This is a genomic window from Streptomyces sp. NPDC045431 (assembly GCF_040646655.1).
In the GTDB taxonomy this organism is placed as follows: domain Bacteria; phylum Actinomycetota; class Actinomycetes; order Streptomycetales; family Streptomycetaceae; genus Streptomyces.
Genome location: NZ_JBEZAQ010000020.1, coordinates 42,855 through 59,346 on the forward strand (window position 1 = coordinate 42,855; position 16,492 = coordinate 59,346).

General features: G+C 71.4%; 20 protein-coding genes. 16 read left to right on the forward strand and 4 right to left on the reverse strand.

All coding sequences use genetic code 11. The features are described from left to right. Positions 1-2 precede the first annotated feature (2 nt). From AB0A69_RS29170 to mqnP, 3 genes are read left to right on the forward strand one after another with little or no spacing between them, the layout of a single operon-like run. Positions 3-1,454, forward strand: coding sequence for a menaquinone biosynthesis decarboxylase (locus AB0A69_RS29170; protein WP_361428243.1), 1,452 nt, complete (start codon positions 3-5; stop codon positions 1,452-1,454). Further along, the gene (locus tag AB0A69_RS29175; protein WP_361428245.1) at positions 1,451-1,921 is read left to right on the forward strand and encodes a hypothetical protein; all 471 of its coding nucleotides are present in this window, start codon (positions 1,451-1,453) and stop codon (positions 1,919-1,921) included. The genes AB0A69_RS29170 and AB0A69_RS29175 overlap by 4 nt, the downstream gene beginning before the upstream one ends. After that, positions 1,921-2,817, forward strand: a complete 897-nt coding sequence (gene mqnP, locus AB0A69_RS29180; protein WP_361428247.1) for a menaquinone biosynthesis prenyltransferase MqnP — start codon at positions 1,921-1,923, stop codon at positions 2,815-2,817. Before AB0A69_RS29175 ends, mqnP begins: the two co-directional genes overlap by 1 nt. Here mqnP and AB0A69_RS29185 read toward each other — a convergent pair. Continuing rightward, positions 2,807-3,445, reverse strand: coding sequence for a rhomboid family intramembrane serine protease (locus tag AB0A69_RS29185; protein WP_361428249.1), 639 nt, complete (start codon positions 3,443-3,445; stop codon positions 2,807-2,809). The genes mqnP and AB0A69_RS29185 overlap by 11 nt on opposite strands. A 94-nt stretch (positions 3,446-3,539) precedes the next feature. Here AB0A69_RS29185 and AB0A69_RS29190 point away from each other — a divergent pair, with 94 nt between their 5' ends. The 10 genes from AB0A69_RS29190 to AB0A69_RS29235 all read left to right on the forward strand — a co-directional run bounded on the left by AB0A69_RS29190 (position 3,540) and on the right by AB0A69_RS29235 (position 11,795). Then, the gene (locus tag AB0A69_RS29190) at positions 3,540-4,214 is read left to right on the forward strand and encodes a UbiX family flavin prenyltransferase (protein ID WP_361428251.1); all 675 of its coding nucleotides are present in this window, start codon (positions 3,540-3,542) and stop codon (positions 4,212-4,214) included. Positions 4,215-4,319: 105 nt separating this feature from the next. After that, positions 4,320-4,775: an Lrp/AsnC family transcriptional regulator gene (locus tag AB0A69_RS29195; RefSeq protein WP_361428253.1), complete on the forward strand. Its 456-nt coding sequence runs from the start codon at positions 4,320-4,322 to the stop codon at positions 4,773-4,775. A 90-nt stretch (positions 4,776-4,865) separates the two neighbouring features. After that, entirely contained in the window at positions 4,866-6,029 is a 1,164-nt protein-coding gene (gene mqnE, locus AB0A69_RS29200) for an aminofutalosine synthase MqnE (protein ID WP_361428255.1), read from the forward strand. Positions 6,030-6,057: 28 nt separating this feature from the next. Continuing rightward, positions 6,058-6,705 carry a UdgX family uracil-DNA binding protein gene (locus AB0A69_RS29205; RefSeq protein WP_361428257.1) on the forward strand — a complete coding sequence of 216 codons (648 nt, stop codon included), beginning with the start codon at positions 6,058-6,060 and terminating at the stop codon, positions 6,703-6,705. Positions 6,706-6,724: 19 nt separating this feature from the next. Further along, positions 6,725-7,282: a GNAT family N-acetyltransferase gene (locus AB0A69_RS29210; protein ID WP_361428259.1), complete on the forward strand. Its 558-nt coding sequence runs from the start codon at positions 6,725-6,727 to the stop codon at positions 7,280-7,282. A gap of 77 nt (positions 7,283-7,359) precedes the next feature. After that, complete coding sequence (locus tag AB0A69_RS29215) at positions 7,360-7,659, forward strand: DUF4229 domain-containing protein (protein WP_361428261.1); 300 nt, start codon at positions 7,360-7,362, stop codon at positions 7,657-7,659. A gap of 353 nt (positions 7,660-8,012) precedes the next feature. Further along, the gene (locus AB0A69_RS29220) at positions 8,013-9,359 is read left to right on the forward strand and encodes a dicarboxylate/amino acid:cation symporter (protein WP_361428263.1); all 1,347 of its coding nucleotides are present in this window, start codon (positions 8,013-8,015) and stop codon (positions 9,357-9,359) included. A gap of 143 nt (positions 9,360-9,502) precedes the next feature. Then, positions 9,503-10,120, forward strand: coding sequence for a TetR/AcrR family transcriptional regulator (locus AB0A69_RS29225; RefSeq protein WP_361428340.1), 618 nt, complete (start codon positions 9,503-9,505; stop codon positions 10,118-10,120). Between the two features lie 302 nt (positions 10,121-10,422). Beyond that, the gene (locus tag AB0A69_RS29230) at positions 10,423-11,001 is read left to right on the forward strand and encodes a hypothetical protein (RefSeq protein WP_361428265.1); all 579 of its coding nucleotides are present in this window, start codon (positions 10,423-10,425) and stop codon (positions 10,999-11,001) included. A 179-nt stretch (positions 11,002-11,180) separates the two neighbouring features. Further along, a complete protein-coding gene (locus tag AB0A69_RS29235; RefSeq protein ID WP_361428266.1) occupies positions 11,181-11,795 on the forward strand; it encodes an antibiotic biosynthesis monooxygenase in 615 nt (204 codons plus the stop codon). 14 nt (positions 11,796-11,809) lie between these two features. Here AB0A69_RS29235 and AB0A69_RS29240 read toward each other — a convergent pair whose 3' ends face one another. Beyond that, positions 11,810-12,553 (reverse strand): class I SAM-dependent methyltransferase, encoded by a 744-nt coding sequence (locus AB0A69_RS29240; RefSeq protein ID WP_361428342.1) that lies wholly within the window; start codon positions 12,551-12,553, stop codon positions 11,810-11,812. A gap of 110 nt (positions 12,554-12,663) precedes the next feature. Between AB0A69_RS29240 and AB0A69_RS29245 the strand changes: the two genes are divergently transcribed. Together AB0A69_RS29245 and AB0A69_RS29250 are read left to right on the forward strand one after the other, a co-directional pair. After that, the gene (locus AB0A69_RS29245) at positions 12,664-13,275 is read left to right on the forward strand and encodes a dihydrofolate reductase family protein (RefSeq protein WP_361428268.1); all 612 of its coding nucleotides are present in this window, start codon (positions 12,664-12,666) and stop codon (positions 13,273-13,275) included. Positions 13,276-13,368: 93 nt separating this feature from the next. Beyond that, complete coding sequence (locus AB0A69_RS29250) at positions 13,369-14,505, forward strand: CapA family protein (RefSeq protein ID WP_361428270.1); 1,137 nt, start codon at positions 13,369-13,371, stop codon at positions 14,503-14,505. Between the two features lie 48 nt (positions 14,506-14,553). Here the strand turns inward: AB0A69_RS29250 and AB0A69_RS29255 are convergent, their stop codons facing one another. Beyond that, positions 14,554-14,958 (reverse strand): DUF1992 domain-containing protein, encoded by a 405-nt coding sequence (locus tag AB0A69_RS29255; RefSeq protein WP_361428272.1) that lies wholly within the window; start codon positions 14,956-14,958, stop codon positions 14,554-14,556. A gap of 132 nt (positions 14,959-15,090) precedes the next feature. Beyond that, positions 15,091-15,294 (reverse strand): cold-shock protein, encoded by a 204-nt coding sequence (locus tag AB0A69_RS29260; RefSeq protein ID WP_003967102.1) that lies wholly within the window; start codon positions 15,292-15,294, stop codon positions 15,091-15,093. Positions 15,295-15,555: 261 nt separating this feature from the next. Here AB0A69_RS29260 and AB0A69_RS29265 point away from each other — a divergent pair, with 261 nt between their 5' ends. Then, positions 15,556-16,443 (forward strand): menaquinone biosynthesis protein, encoded by an 888-nt coding sequence (locus AB0A69_RS29265; RefSeq protein WP_361428274.1) that lies wholly within the window; start codon positions 15,556-15,558, stop codon positions 16,441-16,443. Positions 16,444-16,492: the final 49 nt, after the last annotated feature.

Genomic DNA, 16,492 nt, shown 5'->3' on the forward strand with positions numbered 1-16,492 from the left:
CCATGGCTTACGACGATCTCCGCTCGCTGCTCAGGGCTCTGGAGCGCGAAGGCGACCTCAAGCGCATCAAGGCCGAAGTCGACCCCCACCTGGAGGTCGGGGAGATCGTGGACCGGGTCCAGAAGTCCGGTGGCCCGGCGCTGCTCTTCGAGAACGTGCGCGGCTCCGCGATGCCGCTCGCGATGAACGTCTTCGGGACCGACCGCCGGCTGCTGAAGGCGCTGGGCCTGACGTCGTACGACGAGATCAGCGCGAAGATCGGCGGCCTGCTGCGGCCCGAGCTGCCGCACGGCTTCGTGGGTGTGCGGGAGGCGTTCGGCAAGCTCGGCGCGATGGCGCACGTGCCGCCGAAGAAGGTCAAGGACGCGCCCGTGCAGGAGGTCGTGCTGCGCGGGGACGACGTGGACCTGGACATGCTCCCGGCGCTCTTCACCTGGCCCAAGGACGGCGGGTCCTTCTTCAACCTGGGGCTCACGCACACCAAGCACCCCGAGAACGGCATCCGCAACCTCGGCCTGTACCGGCTCCAGCGCCACGACAAGCGCACCATCGGCATGCACTGGCAGATCCACAAGGACAGCCGCAACCACTACCAGGTCGCCGCGCGGCGCGGGGAGCGGCTGCCGGTCGCGATCGCGTTCGGGGCGCCCCCGGCGGTGACGTACGCCTCGACGGCGCCGCTGCCGGAGGACATCGACGAGTACCTGTTCGCGGGCTTCCTCCAGGGCAAGCGGATCGAGATGGTGGACTGCAAGACGGTGCCGCTGCAGGTCCCGGCACAGGCGGAGGTGGTCCTGGAGGGCTGGCTGGAGCCGGGCGAGATGCTCCCCGAGGGGCCGTTCGGCGACCACACCGGCTTCTACACCCCGCAGGAGCCGTTCCCGGCCCTGAAGATCGACTGCGTGACGATGCGGAAGCGGCCGCTGCTGCAGTCCATCGTGGTGGGCCGGCCGCCGACGGAGGACGGGCCGCTGGGGCGGGCGACGGAGCGCTTCTTCCTGCCCCTGCTCAAGATCATCGTGCCGGACATCGTGGACTACCACCTGCCGGAGTCGGGCGGCTTCCACAACTGCGCCATCGTCTCGATCGAGAAGAAGTACCCCAAGCACGCGCAGAAGGTCATGCACGCCATCTGGGGCGCGCACATGATGTCGCTGACCAAGCTCATCGTGATCGTCGACGCCGACTGCGACGTCCGCAACATGCACGAGGTGTCGTGGCGGGCGCTCGGCAACACCGACTACGCCCGCGACCTCACGGTCGTCGAGGGTCCGGTCGACCACCTTGACCATGCCTCGTACCAGCAGTTCTGGGGCGGCAAGGCGGGCATCGACGCCACGAAGAAGTGGCCCGAGGAGGGCTACACGCGCGACGGCGGCTGGCCGGACATGGTGGAGTCCGACCCGGCGACGGCGGCGCTGGTGGACCGCCGCTGGAAGGAGTACGGGCTGTGAGCCCGATCGCGATGGGCGGCCCCGCCCTCTTCATCGGCACCGACACCGACTACGTCGCGCTGGTGCGCCCGGAGCTCGACCCGGCGAACGCCGGGGTCCAGCGGGCCGCCGCCGAGGCGGGCGTCGCGCCCGAGGAGTTCGCGGGCGCCGGCGACCTCTGGGCCGTCCTCGTGGAGAGCGGCGGCGAGGGCGACGGCTTCGAGCTGCCCGGCGTACGCGACGCCGAGCCCGCCGACTTCGCGGAGCGGCTGCGCGCCGAGCTTGCCGCCGCATCCGGGCCGTTCAGCGTCGACGGCGGCGCCGTACTGCGTCTGGACGCCCGTCCGGCCGGCGCGGATGCCTACGCCTTCACGGCGCATGTCACACCGCCCGACGACCCCGAGACCACGCTGACCGTGGAGACCGGGCCGCTGCCCGTGGCCGCGCTGCTGGCCGACCTCGACGCGTTCCTCGGGAGCCTCGCGTGATGACGACCACCGCGCCGAAGCCGGCCGGCGGCATCAAGGCCTTCCTGCGGCTGGTGATGATCGAGCACTCGGTCTTCGCGCTGCCCTTCGCGTACATCGCCTCCCTCACCGCGATGTACGAGGACGACCGGAGCGTCCACTGGGTCGAGCTGCTGCTCGTCACGGTCGCGATGGTGGGCCTGCGCACCTTCGCCATGGCCTGCAACCGGATCATCGACCGCGAGATCGACGCCCGCAATCCGCGCACGGCGGGCCGCGAGCTGGTCACCGGCGCGGTGTCCGTCCGCTCCGCCTGGACCGGCGCGCTGGTGGCCCTGGTGGTCTTTCTGGGCGCGGCGGCGCTGCTCAACCCGCTGTGCCTGGCGCTGGCGCCCCTCGCCGTCGTGCCGATGGTCGTCTATCCGTACGGCAAGCGCTTCACGAACTTCCCGCACGCCATCCTGGGCCTGGCCCAGGCCATCGGCCCGGTCGGCGCGTGGCTCGCGGTCACCGGGGCGTGGTCGTGGGACGCGGTGATCCTCGGCCTCGCCGTCGGCGTCTGGATCGGCGGCTTCGACCTGATCTTCGCCTGCCAGGACGTCCAGGCCGACCGCGCCCACGGCGTCATGTCGGTGCCGGCCCGGTTCGGCGTCCCGGCGGCCCTCCACGGCGCCCGCGCCTGCCACGCCGTGACGACGGCCCTGCTCGTCTGGTACGCCCTGGCCACCGACGCGGGCCTCTTCTTCTGGCTGGGCCTGGTCGTGGTGGCCGTCGCCTTCGTGTACGAGCACACGATCGTGCGCCCGCACGACCTGTCGCGGCTGAACCGGGCGTTCTTCACGACGAACGGCTTCATCGGGATCGCGCTGTTCGTGTGCGCGGTGGTGGACCTGGTGGTGCGCGGGCTCAGGGGGTGAGCGCCGCCGTCCGGCGCGGGCGGCGGCGGAAGACGAAGGCCGCCGCCACGCCCGCCAGGAGGCCGAAGAGGTGGCCCTGCCAGCTGACGCCGGACTGGGTGGGGGATATGCCCAGCAGGATCGAGCTGCCCCAGATCGCGCCTATGACCAGCCCGACGCCGATGTCCAGCGGCTTGCGGTCCACGAAGCCGCGCACCAGCAGGTAGCCGAAGAGGCCGAAGATCAGGCCGGAGGCGCCCGCCGTGACGCTGTACGACGGGGAGACGAGCCACACGCCGAGCCCGTCGACGACCACGATGAGCGCGGCGACGGCCAGGAAGCGGCGGATGCCGCCGAGCGCGGCGAGGAAGCCGAAGACCAGCAGCGGCACGGTGTTCGCCGCGACGTGGGCGAAGCCGAAGTGGAGGAACGCCGCGGGGACGAGGTCGCGCAGCTCGGCGGCCTCGCGGGGCGTGATGCCGTAGGCGTCGAGGGCGTGACCGGTCGCCATGTCCACGGCTTCGAGGATCCACAGCAGCGCCACCCAGGCGACCATCAGCTTCGCGGCCGCCCCGGCCCGGCCGGCGCGGCTCCAGCCGGTGCCGTCGCGGCCGGTCCGGCTTCCCGTCCCACTCGTCGTACCCGCCATGGCGGCCCCCTGCGGTCTCGCACGCTTCCACCTCGGCAAACGTCCGGGGACCTTACCCGGTTCCCCACCCGCCGGGCCGGATAGGCTCAGGCGCATGACTGTCGGCAAGCGCGTTCCCTGGGTCGTCGGGGTGTCCGGGGCCTCGGGGACCCCGTACGCCGCCGCCGTGCTGCGTGGGCTGCTGGCGGCGGGGGAGAGCGTGGACCTGGTGGTGTCCCGGGCGTCCCGGCTGACGCTGCTGGACGAGACGGGGATCGCGTTCCGCGACGCGCACTGGCGCGAGGACCTGGCCCAGTGGCTGGCGCGGGGCGCGGACGGGAAGCCGGGCGCGTTCCGGGACGTCGACGTGGCGGACGTACGCCACTGGGCGGCCGGTGACCTGGCCGCGGGGCCGTCGTCGGGTTCGTACCCCGTCAAGGGGATGCTGATCGTGCCCGCGTCGACCGCCTGCGTGGCCGGGGTGGCGCTGGGCCTGTCGAAGGACCTGCTGCAGCGGGCGGCGAGCGTGACCCTGAAGGAGCGGCGCCGGCTCGTGGTCGCGGTGCGCGAGACCCCGCTGAACGGCCAGACGCTGAAGCACCTGGTGGCGCTGGACGAGGCGGGCGCGGTCGTGCTGCCGGCCTCCCCGGCGTTCTACGCGGGGGCGACGCACATCCAGGACCTGGTGGACTTCGTCGCGGGGCGGGTGCTGGACGCGGCGGGGGTACCGCACGCGCTGTACCGCCGCTGGAAGGGCGAGCTCGGTGGTGGCTCGCGTGATGGTGATTAGGGCTCTCGAGAGCCAGGGGAAGATCCGTACGGGGCGCCGACCCCGCATGCCTTAGATTGACACTCAAACGCGCGGTTTCGCTGACCAATGGAAGGCTTCAGGCATATGGACGCCGTGGATAGGCAGCTCATCCAGGCCCTGCGGGAGAACGGCAGGGCCTCGTACGCCGAGCTCGGCCGGCTCGTCGGGCTCTCCGGGCCCTCCGTCACCGACCGCATCAACCGCCTGGAGGCGGCGGGCGTCATCACCGGCTACCGCGCCACCGTCGACTCCGCCTCGCTCGGCCTCGGCGTCACGGCGCTGATCGGCATCTCGCTCTCCGACGCCGCCGACCACGAGGACGTGGCCCGCCGGCTGAAGGACCTGGCCGAGATCGAGGACTGCTGGTTCATCGCGGGCGACGACTCGTACATGCTCAAGGTGCGGGCGACGGACGTCGACGGCCTGGAGAAGACCATCCGGCGCCTGTCCGGCACGAAGGGCGTCTCCCGTACGCGGACGACGATCGTGCTGTCGACGAAGTGGGAGAACCGGGTCGGCGACCTGCCGGAGGGGGAGTGACGCGGAGCCCCGGTGGGGGTCCCCCCGGCTGAAAAGTACGGGGGAGTACGGTGGTGGAGCCCGATTGACACACGTATGGGAGGCATCCGCATGGACGCGGGGCTCAAGCGCGAGCTGGAGGAGAAGGTCCGGTCCGGGGAGCGGTTGACCCGCGAGGACGGCATCGCCCTCTACGAGTCGGACGATCTGGCCTGGCTCGGCGGCCTCGCCCACGAGGTGCGCACGCGCAAGAACGGTGACGTGGTCCACTTCAACGTCAACCGGCACCTCAACATGACGAACGTGTGCACGGCGTCGTGCGCGTACTGCTCGTTCCAGCGCAAGCCGGGCGAGAAGGACGCGTACACCATGCGCATCGAGGAGGCCGTCCGCCTCGCCAAGGCGATGGAGAACGACAACCTCACGGAGCTGCACATCGTCAACGGGCTCCACCCCAACCTGCCGTGGCGCTACTACCCGCGGTCGCTCAGCGAGCTGAAGAAGGCCCTGCCGAACGTCTCCCTCAAGGCCTTCACGGCGACCGAGATCCACCACTTCGAGACCATCTCCGGGCTGTCCGCCTCCGAGATCCTCGACGAGCTGATCGACGCCGGACTGGAGTCCCTGACCGGCGGCGGCGCGGAGATCTTCGACTGGGAGGTCCGTCAGCACATCGTGGACCACCGCACCCACTGGGAGGACTGGTCCCGCATCCACCGCCTCGCGCACGAGAAGGGGCTCAAGACCCCGTGCACGATGCTGTACGGCCACATCGAGGAGCCGCGCCACCGCGTGGACCACGTGCTGCGGCTGCGGGAGCTCCAGGACGAGACCGGCGGCTTCCAGGTCTTCATTCCGCTGCGCTACCAGCACGACTTCGTGGACATGAAGGACGGCAAGATCCGCAACCGCCTCCAGGCGCGGACCACCATGGCGACGGGCGCCGAGGCGCTGAAGACCTTCGCGGTCTCGCGGCTGCTCTTCGACAACGTCCCGCACGTCAAGGTCTTCTGGGTCATGCACGGCGTGCAGACGGCGCAGCTGGCGCTCCAGCACGGCGCGGACGACATGGACGGCTCGGTCGTCGAGTACAAGATCACGCACGACGCGGACAACTACGGCACGCCGAACAAGCTGAGCCGTGAGGACCTGCTGGAGCTGATCCGGGACGCGGGCTTCCGCCCGGTGGAGCGCAACACGCGGTACGAGATCATCCGCGAGTACCCGGGCCCGGACCCGGACCGCCGCGAGTCGCCGCAGCCCATGCGCGTCTGACGCACCGCCCCACGGGTACCCGGGGGCCATGGCGCACACCAAGGCCCCCGAGGACGCGTACGACGCCCGGCCGTTCGTGCCCGCCGGCGCGGACCTCGACGAGGTGCGCGCGGCGGCCGCCGGGTGCCGCGGCTGCCCGCTGCACCGCGACGCCACGCAGACCGTGTTCGGCGCCGGGAACCCGCACGCGCGCGTGATGCTCGTCGGCGAGCAGCCCGGCGACCAGGAGGACCGGCAGGGCGCGCCCTTCGTGGGCCCCGCCGGGAAGCTCCTGGACCGGGCGCTGGACGAGGCGGGCATCGACCCCGACGACACGTACACCACCAACGCCGTCAAGCACTTCAAGTTCGAGACCGTCCCCGAGCGCGGGAAGCGCCGCATCCACAAGTCGCCCGGCCTGCGCGAGATGACCGCCTGCAAGCCGTGGCTCGACGCCGAGATGCGGCTCGTCGACCCCGAGGTGATCGTGGTCCTCGGCGCGACCGCCGGGAAGGCGCTGCTGGGCTCCGGTTTCCGGGTGACCAAGCAGCGCGGCATGCTCCTGCCGTACGAGGACCGGGGCGAGAGCCTGCTCGCCACCATCCACCCGTCCGCGGTGCTGCGCGCCGACGACCGGGAGGCGGTCTACGAGGGACTGGTGTCCGACCTGCGGATCGCCGCCCGGGCGCTCGGCTGAGGCGTTTATCGTCGAAGGCATGCCGTTGACCTTCGTTCTCGACCCGCGCATCGAGCCCGCCCTGCGTGACGGCGTCCTCGCCCTGTGGGCGGACGTCACCAACGCCGGCGGCGCCGTCGGCTTCGTACCGCCCGTGACGACCGACGACATCCTGCCCCAGTGGGTGAGCCAGCTCGCCGCGCTGGAGGCCGGCCGGATGCGGCTGCTGGCCGGGTACGACGAGGACGGCGCGCTCGCCGCCACGGCCTTCGTCTCGTACAACACGCACCGGCTGATGCAGCACTGGGTGTGGGTCTACACGGTGATGGTGCACCCCAAGCACCAGGGCAAGGGGTACGGGCGCGCGCTGATGGCGGCGGTCGAGGAGGCGGTGCGCGGCTTCGACGGCATCGAGGCGATACGGCTGGCGTGCCGCGGCGGCACCGGCGCCGACCGGTTCTACGCCGCCTGCGGGTACCAGGAGGTGGGGCGCGTGCCCGGCGCGATCCGGGTCGCGGAGGGCGACGACCGCGACGACGTCATCATGTACCTGCCGTTGCAGCGCGCCGCCGGAGCGCCCGCTTCCCTCACCCCCTGAAATGATCCAAAGGGCGCATGCTTCACTTGATGCGCACGTAAGCGAAGAGAGCAGAGCAGGAAGAAGGAAGGCCCGCCGTGTCCGCTGCCGCCTGGACGAGCGCCACCATCCGCTACACCCTGATGCGCTTCGGCATCTTCGTCGGTTGCTTCCTCGCCCTGTGGGGCCTGGTGTACGTCGGTGTGCTGCCGCGCGGGCTCGGTGACTCGAACCTGCTGTGGGTGCTCCTGCTGTCGATCGTGATGTCCGGGCCGCTCAGCTTCGTGCTGCTGCGCAAGCAGCGGGACGCGATGTCCGAGCAGATCGCCCCGAAGGTCGACACCATGAAGGCGCGGCTGGAGTCCAGCCGGTCCCAGGAGGACGCCACCGCCCAGTGACGCACGCGCCGTGAGGTAGCTCATACTCCGCACGCGCCCGTACCCGCCCCCGTGCCGAAGCCACGCTTCGGACGGGGGCGTTGGCGTTTCCGGGAGGCCCTCACCCCAAAGAAGTGCTTTGAGGACCTCAAAGTTCAAGTGTTAACGTGTTCGGCGTGAAGACAGCTGTGCGCCCCCGTGAAGCCATGAGCCCCCCGCTCGTGGCGCGCCTGCATGTCGACCTGTGCTGCTGTATGTCCGCGGTCTGTTGCCGCGAAATCTGACCCCGGCATCATGCAGCGGCGCCGCCCGTAGCGCGCGTGCGTCGCACCCCTCACCCCTGTCCCGTATTCCCCGATACGCCCCACTGGAGTGTGTCCGTGTCCGCCTCCGCGAGCACCGAATCCCCCGCCCAGCGCGCCTCCCGCATACCCAAGGTCCCCTTCTGGGTCCAGATCGTCGCCGGTCTGGTCCTCGGCGTCGTCCTCGGCTGGCTCACCCGCAGCTACGACGTGCAGTGGCTGCACACCACCCTCGACAAGGTCGGCCACATCTTCGTCCAGCTGCTGAAGCTGGCCGTCGCGCCGCTGGTCTTCTTCGCGATCCTGGTGTCCATCACCAACCTGCGGAAGGTCAACAACGCCGCGCGCCTGGCCACCCGCACCCTGCTCTGGTTCATGATCACGTCGCTGATCGCCGTGGCCATCGGCCTGGTGATCGGCCTGCTCACCAACCCGGGCGCGGGCACCGGCCTGACCCCGAAGGACGGCAAGCTGCCCGAGAAGGCCGGCTCCTGGCTGGACTTCCTCACCGGCATCATCCCGACGGACGTCATCACGCCCTTCACGGAGCTGAACGTCCTGCAGATCGTCTTCATGGCCGCCGTCGCCGGTATCGCCGCGCTCAAGCTCGGTGAGAAGGCCCAGCCGATCCTCACCCTCAGCGAGTCCGTCCTGGAGCTGCTCCAGAAGGCCCTGTGGTGGGTCATCCGCCTCGCGCCGGTCGGCACCGTCGGCCTCATCGGGTACGCCATCGCCGAGTACGGCTGGGACCTGATCGGCAAGTACGCCACCTTCACCGCCGACGTCTACATCGGCTGCGCGCTGGTGCTCTTCGGTGTGTACCCGCTGCTGCTGGCGACCGTCGCCAAGGTGAACCCGCTCCAGTTCTTCAAGGGCGCCTGGCCCGCCATCCAGCTGGCCTTCGTCTCCCGCTCGTCCGTCGGCACCATGCCGGTCACCGTCAAGGTCACCGAGCGCCTGGGCGTGCCGAAGGAGTACACCTCCTTCGCCGTGCCGTTCGGCGCCACGACCAAGATGGACGGCTGCGCCGCGATCTATCCGGCGCTCGCGGCGATCTTCATCGCGCAGATCTTCGACGTCCAGCTGGGCATCCAGGACTACCTGCTGATCGCGTTCGTCTCGGTCGTCGGCTCCGCCGCCACCGCGGGCCTCACCGGCGCGACGGTCATGCTGACGCTGACCCTCTCCACGCTGGGCCTGCCGCTGGAGGGCGTGGGTCTGCTGATGGCCATCGACCCGGTCCTCGACATGATGCGTACGGCCACGAACGTCGCCGGTCAGGCGCTCGTCCCGGTCATCGTCGCCGCCCGCGAGAAGATCCTCGACCTCGACGCGTACAACTCCGCCTCGGGTTCGCCCGTGGAGGAGCGCGAGGTGCGCGAGGCCGAGCAGAAGGTGGCCGTGCCGGTCGCCGCGTAACACTCCCCGCGCGGCCCCCGCATCACCATCCCGCCCGCCGACAGTGCCCCTGGTCCATCTCTGGACCAGGGGCACTTAGGCTGTGCGCCACCGGAAAACAGGAGGTGGGGGCCGTGAGAGGCACAGGTGCGAAGCCGACGCGGATGCCGCGGGCCGTGCGCGAACGGCAGATGATGGACGCGGCGGTACGGACCTTCGGGCAGCGCGGCTACCGGGCGGCCTCCATGGACGAGATAGCCGAACTGGCCGGAGTGTCCAAGCCCTTGGTGTACCTCTACCTGAACTCCAAGGAGGAGCTCTTCACGGCGTGCATCCGCCGCGAGGCCGCCGCGCTGACCGCGGCCGTCCGCGCCGCCGTACGGCCCGGACTGCCGGCGGACCGCCAACTGTGGGCGGGGCTCACGGCGTTCTTCACCCACACCGCCGAGAACCCGGACGGCTGGGCGATCCTGCACCGGCAGGCGCGTACGCACGGGGAGCCGTTCGCGGGGGAGGTGGCCGCGCTGCGCGACGACATCACGGCCTTCGTGACGGGCCTGATCGGGGCGGCGGCGCGCGAGGCGCGCCAGGAACCGTCGTTCGGCGAGCGGGACGCGGCGGGCCTCGCCCAGGCGCTGGTCGGCGCGGCCGAGTCGCTCGCCGGGTGGGCCAACGAGACACCGGGCGTCTGCGCGAAGGAGGCGGCGGCGACGCTGATGAACTTCGCCTGGACCGGGCTCGGGAGCCTCATGGACGGGGAACGCTGGTCACCGTCCCGCTGACGCGACGCGGCTGAGGACGCCGGTTCCTGTACGCCGTGTACCGCAGCACGTTTTCGGTCAGTCACGGGCGGGCCTTCCTCCAGAGGAGCACCCATCCGTTGGCAGGACTTTTCACACTTCCTCGAAACCACAGCCTCACCCGCACCAGGACGAAGCTGTCCTTCCTCCTCCGGAGGGCTCCCCGCTCCGTACCATCCGGCTGTTCCAGGTCAGTGGGCTGGCCGGTTGACGTCACCGGGTTTGCCGGGACGATTCGCCACCTGGTCGGATGGTGTACATCGAACATTCTGGGAGGAAAGCTCATGGGAGCGTTGAAGACCGCTGCGATGTTCCTCCTCACGGCCGCGACGGTGGCGGGCGTGACGGGGACGGCCGAGGCCCGCGAGAGCGCGAGCGCGCGTGCCGCGACCAGCACCACGACGACCTGCCCGACCGGCTGGGGAAGCCTCGCGAAGTCGGCCGGGACGGAGACGGCCCGGCCCCTGACGTCGATCAGGACCGGCCAGTCCCCGTGCTTCGATCGCATGGTGGTGGACACCGGCGGCGTGACCGGCAAGCTCCGCTATCACGTCGGCTACGTCGACACCCTCCACCAGGACGCCTCCGGCGAGCCCATACCGGTCAAGGGCGGCGCCATCCTGCAGATCTACGTGTCCTCGCCCAGCTACGACCCGGACACGATGAAGCCGACCTACGGCGGCCGGGCCGGCCAACCGCTCCCGGGCGTGGACCTCACCGGCTACCAGACCTTCCGGGACACCCGGTTCGCGGTGAGTTTCGAGGGGCAGACGCAGATCGGCCTCGGCGTCCGGGCGCGCCTGCCGTTCCGCGTGACGCAGTGGGACGACAAGCTGATCATCGACGTCGCGCACACCTGGTAACGGCACCCGCCACGGACGGGCTGGTTCTTCGGCCGACGCACCGCCCGGCGCTGCCGCCGGCGGCACGGCTCACCCGAACGCCCGCGCCCCCTTGCCGCCCGCCCACACCGGCTTTCGCATGGACGGGGGAGCCTCGATCCCTCTGACCCGGCCCCCCGATCCAGCCGAGAAAGGGCGCCATGTTCGTTCGTACGACGTATGCGACGGGAGATCCGGCCAAGCTCGACGAGGCCGTACGGAGGATGACCACGGAAGGCAGGCAGCCGCTGGAGCGCGAGCCCGGCTTCCGCGGCGCGGGCCTGTTCGTGGACCGGGAGGTCGGGAAGCTGCTGACCGGTACGTGGTGGGACGACGAGGAGGCCCTGCGGGCGAGCGCCGAACGGATGGGCGAGCTGCGGACCGAGATGCTGGCGCCCTTCGCGACGACCATGACCGTCGACACCTGGGAGGCCGCGGTCGCGACGCGCCCCGAGTCGGTCGGTGAGGGGGCCCGCTTCCGGATGATCCGGATGCAGTTCGACCCGTCGCGCGCGGACCTGCTGGTCGACGCCTTCGAGAACGGCGCGCTGCCCAAGCTCCAGGAGATGCCCGGCTTCCAGGGCGGGGCGCTGCTCCTCGACCGCGCCGCGGGCGAGGCGCAGGTGGGCGCCATCTACGCCGACCAGGAGAGCTTCGCGTCCTCTCGGGGGCCCGTCGCCGTGCTGCGCGGCCAGGCGGCGAGCAAGACGGGGGCGAGGGTGCGGTCGGTCGAGGAGTTCGAGGCGGTCATGGTGATGGCGCTTCCGCCGTCCTGAGCCGGGCGCACGCGTCACCGCTCCCGGGCGAGCGCGATGAGCCGGTAGCGCGGGTCCGGCCGCGGGGTCTCCTGCTCCGGGAGCGAGGCCAGCCCGCGGCACACCTCGGCTGCGTCGCCCGGCTCCGCCGCGGCGCTCCACGGGATGTGGCCCCCGGTGATCCGCTCCCGCCAGGTGCGGGGGCTGCGGCCCTGGCCCGTACCGGGGAACGTGGTCTCGCCCACGAGGCGCAGGCCGTGCCGGGCGGCCCAGCCCAGGACGCGGCCGGAGTGGTCCGGCACGCGTGGCGCGTACGCCCGCCGCAGCGGGGCCGTCACCTCGGCGATGTCGCTGTCCTCCGTGAAGTACGCGTCGTCCTTGTCCACCGTCGTGATGAGGACGCCGCCGGGCCGCAGCACCCGCCGCGCCTCGGCGAGCACGGGCGTCGCGTCGGGCAGCAGGTGCAGCAGCCAGACGAGCGTGACGGCGTCGACGGCGCCCGTGCCCACGGGCAGGCGGGTGGCGTCGCCGAGGGCGACACGGCCCGGGTGCCGGCGGGCGGCGAGCCGCAGCATGCCGGGGGAGCGGTCCACGCCGAGCACCATGCGGCCGGGGCGGGCCAGCCTGCGGGTGACGATGCCGGTGCCGCACGCGACGTCCAGTACCGTGCCCGGCCCCTCGGGCAGCAGCCGCTCGAGCGCTTCGGCGGCCGCCCGCGCCCGCGGCTCACCGCCCCGGGAGGCGTCGTACTCCCCGGCCTCCCCGTCGTAGTCGAGCAGAGTGGATCTCGGTGTCATGTCCCCGTCCCCGTACCGATGATTTTCGCGCGGCGCACCGGTCTCTCCTGTGACGGCGATCCCCGCCACGCAGACAAGGAGCGCGCAGACCGATGACGACCAAGGTGTACACCGGCGCCAGCATGTCCCTCGACGGCTTTATCTCCGGGCCCGAGGAGACCGGCTTCGACAAGCTGTTCGCCTGGTACGGGAACGGCGAGGTCACCGTCGAGACCGCGGACCCCGGGATGACCCTGCGCATGACCGAGGTGAGCGCCACCCACTGGCGGCGGCTCGTCAGAGAGACGGGGGCGCTCGTCGTCGGCCGGAAGCTGTTCGACCTGACCGGCGGCTGGGGCGGCAACCACCCCATGGGCGTGCCCGTCGTGGTCGTCACGCACGCGGTGCCGGACGGCTGGCCCCGCGAGGGCGCCCCCTTCCACTTCGTCACCGAAGGGGTGGAGCGCGCGGTCGCACTCGCCCGCGAACTCGCCGGGGACGGCCGGCACGTCGGGGTCAACGGCGGCACCATCGCCCAGCAGTGCCTCGACGCGGGGCTGCTCGACGAGGTGGGAGTGGACCTGATCCCGGTCCTGCTCGGCGGCGGAACGCCGTTCTTCACGGACCTCAAGGGCGCCCCGTACGAACTGGAGGGGCCGCTGTCCATCGCCGAGGGCAAGGGCGTCACGCACCTGCGCTACCGCGTGCGCGCACGGAAGGCGTAGGAGGGCCCCTTGGCCCTCTGGCGCCCGGCCCCCGCGGCCCCCGCGGCCCCGCGGCAGAGGGGCGGCGACGGGGCGCGGCGGTAGCGTGGAGGCATGCGCGGGGACACGCTGACGCTGTTCCTCTGCGGCGATGTGATGCTCGGGCGCGGCGTCGACCAGATCCTCCCCCACCCCTCGGACCCCACCCTGTGGGAGGAGTACATCCGCGACGCCCGCGCCTACGTCGAGCTCGCCGAGGCGGTCAGCGGCCCGATCCCGCGGCCGGTCGACCCGGCCTGGCCGTGGGGCGACGCCCTGGCGGTGCTCGACGACGCCGCACCGCACGCCCGCATCGTGAACCTGGAGACCAGCGTCACGCGCAGCGACGACCGCGAGCACGGCAAGGCGGTCCTCTACCGCATGAACCCCGACAACCTGCCGTGCCTCGCCGCCGCCCGCCCCGACGTGTGCGTGCTCGCCAACAACCACGTCCTCGACTTCGGGCGGCGCGGCCTGCAGGAGACGCTCGACTCGCTGGCCGGTGCCGGGCTGCGGACGGCGGGCGCCGGGCGGAACGCGGCCGGGGCGCGCCGCCCCGCCGTCGTCCCCCTGCCCGGCGGCGGCCGGGTGCTGGTCTTCGCCCTCTCCATGTCCTCCAGCGGCGTCCCCTCCGCATGGGCGGCCGGCGAGGACACGCCGGGGGTCCACTACGTCGCCGAGCCCTCCGACGCCGCCGCCGCGGCGCTGGGCCACCGCGTCCGGGAGGCGAAACGACCGGGCGACGTGGCCGTCGTCTCCGTCCACTGGGGCTCCAACTGGGGCTACGGCGTCCCGCGCGCCCAGACCCGGTTCGCCCACGCGCTGATCGACGCCGGCGTCGACCTCGTACACGGGCACTCCTCGCACCACCCGCGCCCGCTGGAGCTGTACCGGGGCCACCTGGTCCTGTACGGCTGCGGGGACTTCATCGACGACTACGAGGGCATCACCGGCTACGAGCAGTACCGCGACGACCTGCGCCTGGCCTGCTTCGCCTCGCTGGAGCCGGACACCGGCCGCCTCGCCGGCCTGCGGATGGCGGTCCTGTGCCCCCGGCGGATGCGCCTGCGGCCCGCGACGGGCGCGGACCGCGCGTGGCTGCGGGAGACCCTCGACCGGATCAGCCGCGCGTACGGGCTGCGCGTCGCGGCGGACCCACAAGGCGGCGGCCTGCGGGCCCTCCCCGCGGAGCGCGCCGAGCGCTGGGCCTGAGCGCTGAGCGCCGAGCGGGTACGCGGCGTAGCCGCGCACGGTCACGTCCTAGCCGTCGCGGCCCGCGCGCCACTCCCGTACCAGTTCCTCCGCGTCGAGCGGCGCCAGCCGCAGCGGTGGGCCCGCGGGCGGGCGGCGCAGCGCCGCCTCGATCTTCTCGTTGATCTCCGCGACGATCCGCCGCACCTGCGCCTCGCTCGCCGCCCGCCCCGCAGCCTCCCGGGCGTCCTCGGCCTCCTTGCGGAGCGCGAGCGCGGGCGGCAGGACGGGCGCGATGCCCTCGCGGTGCATCTTGCCCTTGACCCACCACGTCTCGTCGTACGGCGCGGTGTCGTCCGGCAGCGGCTTGCCGAAGCCGTCGAGGTGCTCGAAGTCGCCCCGCTCCTGCGCTTCGCGGATCTGCCGGTCGACCCATGACTCGAAGCTGACGCCGGGCGGTTTGCGATCCGTCATGTCTTCGATCGTACGGACGCGTCATGGCTTCGGGGGGTGAAAAAGGCAGGAGCCCCTTCCCGTGACCGCCTGGTCACGGGAAGAAGCTCCTTGGGTACTGCTTAAGTCGTGCGCGATCGCCGACCCGGGCAACTAGGCCGGGGTGACGTTCTCCGCCTGCGGGCCCTTGGGGCCCTGGGTGACGTCGAAGTTCACGACCTGGTTCTCCTCGAGGGAGCGGAAACCAGAGGCGTTGATCGCGGAGTAGTGTACGAAGACATCCGGGCCGCCGCCGTCCTGGGCGATGAAGCCGAAGCCCTTTTCAGCGTTGAACCACTTGACGGTTCCGGTAGCCATAAGCCCTCCTATGGGCCAAAGGGTTGCCCTGCTCCAGAACCTGCAAAGAAGTCTGAAAACTACAAAAGCCTGCGGGTCACATGCTCCGCAGGCTCTGTACTGCAAGGGAAACCAAACTGCAACTTGCGCCGAGCCTAGCACGCGGCCACCGGGAAGCGGTAGAGGTAAAGATCACTTCACTCGGAGGTTTGAACCTTTCACGGACGCTGACGCCCGGCACCCCCTGACGCCTGCCGCGCCGCGCGGGTCTAGCCTCGCGATGTGGACAATTCAACCGACTGTCACCACGGGCAGCAGCAGCGACAGCAGCCGAACCGGCCGCGCGTCGGTCACATTCAGTTCCTGAACTGCGTGCCCCTGTACTGGGGACTCGCCCGCACCGGAACGCTTCTCGATCTCGAGCTCACGAAGGACACCCCGGAGAAGCTCAGCGAGCAGCTGGTGGACGGCGATCTCGACATCGCCCCGATCACCCTCGTCGAGTTCCTGCGCAACGCCGACGACCTGGTCGCCTTTCCCGACCTCGCGGTCGGCTGCGACGGCCCCGTCATGTCCTGCGTGATCGTCTCGCAGCGGCCGCTGGAGGAGCTGGACGGGGCGCGCGTCGCGCTCGGCTCGACCTCCCGTACGTCCGTGCGCCTGGCGCAGCTGCTGCTCGCCGAGCGGTACGGCGTGGCGCCCGACTACTACACCTGCCCGCCGGACCTCGGCCTGATGATGCGCGAGGCGGACGCGGCCGTCCTGATCGGGGACGCGGCGCTGCGCGCCTCGCTGCAGGACGCGCCGCGACTCGGCCTTCATGTCCATGACCTGGGGCAGCTGTGGAAGGAATGGACGGGGCTGCCGTTCGTCTTCGCGGTGTGGGCCGTGCGCAAGGAATATCTGGCGCGTGAGCCGGAAGTGACGCGTCGGGTCCACGAGGCGTTTCTCGCCTCGCGCGACCTGTCGTTGAAGGAGGTCGTGAAGGTGGCCGAACAGGCGGCGCGCTGGGAGACCTTCGACGCGGCGCTGCTGGAGCGGTATTTCACGACGCTCGACTTCCGTTTGGGGGCGGAACAGCTGGCGGGTGTACGCGAGTTCGCCCGCAGGACCGGGCCGACGACCGGCTTTCCCGCGGATGTGCGGGTCGAGTTGCTGCGTACGGAGTGACATTTCCGGGAAGGGGGCCGCGGGAATTCGCGGCCCCGGAATCCACCGC

Coding starts and splice junctions, on each gene's coding strand:
- AB0A69_RS29235 (WP_361428266.1), top strand. CDS start 11,181: ATGTTCGTTCGTACGACGTATGCGACGGGAGATCCGGCCAAGCTCGAC.
- AB0A69_RS29205 (WP_361428257.1), top strand. CDS start 6,058: ATGGCGCACACCAAGGCCCCCGAGGACGCGTACGACGCCCGGCCGTTC.
- AB0A69_RS29210 (WP_361428259.1), top strand. CDS start 6,725: ATGCCGTTGACCTTCGTTCTCGACCCGCGCATCGAGCCCGCCCTGCGT.
- AB0A69_RS29260 (WP_003967102.1), bottom strand. CDS start 15,294: ATGGCTACCGGAACCGTCAAGTGGTTCAACGCTGAAAAGGGCTTCGGC.
- AB0A69_RS29195 (WP_361428253.1), top strand. CDS start 4,320: ATGGACGCCGTGGATAGGCAGCTCATCCAGGCCCTGCGGGAGAACGGC.
- mqnP (WP_361428247.1), top strand. CDS start 1,921: ATGACGACCACCGCGCCGAAGCCGGCCGGCGGCATCAAGGCCTTCCTG.
- AB0A69_RS29230 (WP_361428265.1), top strand. CDS start 10,423: ATGGGAGCGTTGAAGACCGCTGCGATGTTCCTCCTCACGGCCGCGACG.
- AB0A69_RS29250 (WP_361428270.1), top strand. CDS start 13,369: ATGCGCGGGGACACGCTGACGCTGTTCCTCTGCGGCGATGTGATGCTC.
- AB0A69_RS29255 (WP_361428272.1), bottom strand. CDS start 14,958: ATGACGGATCGCAAACCGCCCGGCGTCAGCTTCGAGTCATGGGTCGAC.
- AB0A69_RS29170 (WP_361428243.1), top strand. CDS start 3: ATGGCTTACGACGATCTCCGCTCGCTGCTCAGGGCTCTGGAGCGCGAA.
- AB0A69_RS29185 (WP_361428249.1), bottom strand. CDS start 3,445: ATGGCGGGTACGACGAGTGGGACGGGAAGCCGGACCGGCCGCGACGGC.
- AB0A69_RS29245 (WP_361428268.1), top strand. CDS start 12,664: ATGACGACCAAGGTGTACACCGGCGCCAGCATGTCCCTCGACGGCTTT.
- AB0A69_RS29225 (WP_361428340.1), top strand. CDS start 9,503: ATGCCGCGGGCCGTGCGCGAACGGCAGATGATGGACGCGGCGGTACGG.
- mqnE (WP_361428255.1), top strand. CDS start 4,866: ATGGACGCGGGGCTCAAGCGCGAGCTGGAGGAGAAGGTCCGGTCCGGG.
- AB0A69_RS29190 (WP_361428251.1), top strand. CDS start 3,540: ATGACTGTCGGCAAGCGCGTTCCCTGGGTCGTCGGGGTGTCCGGGGCC.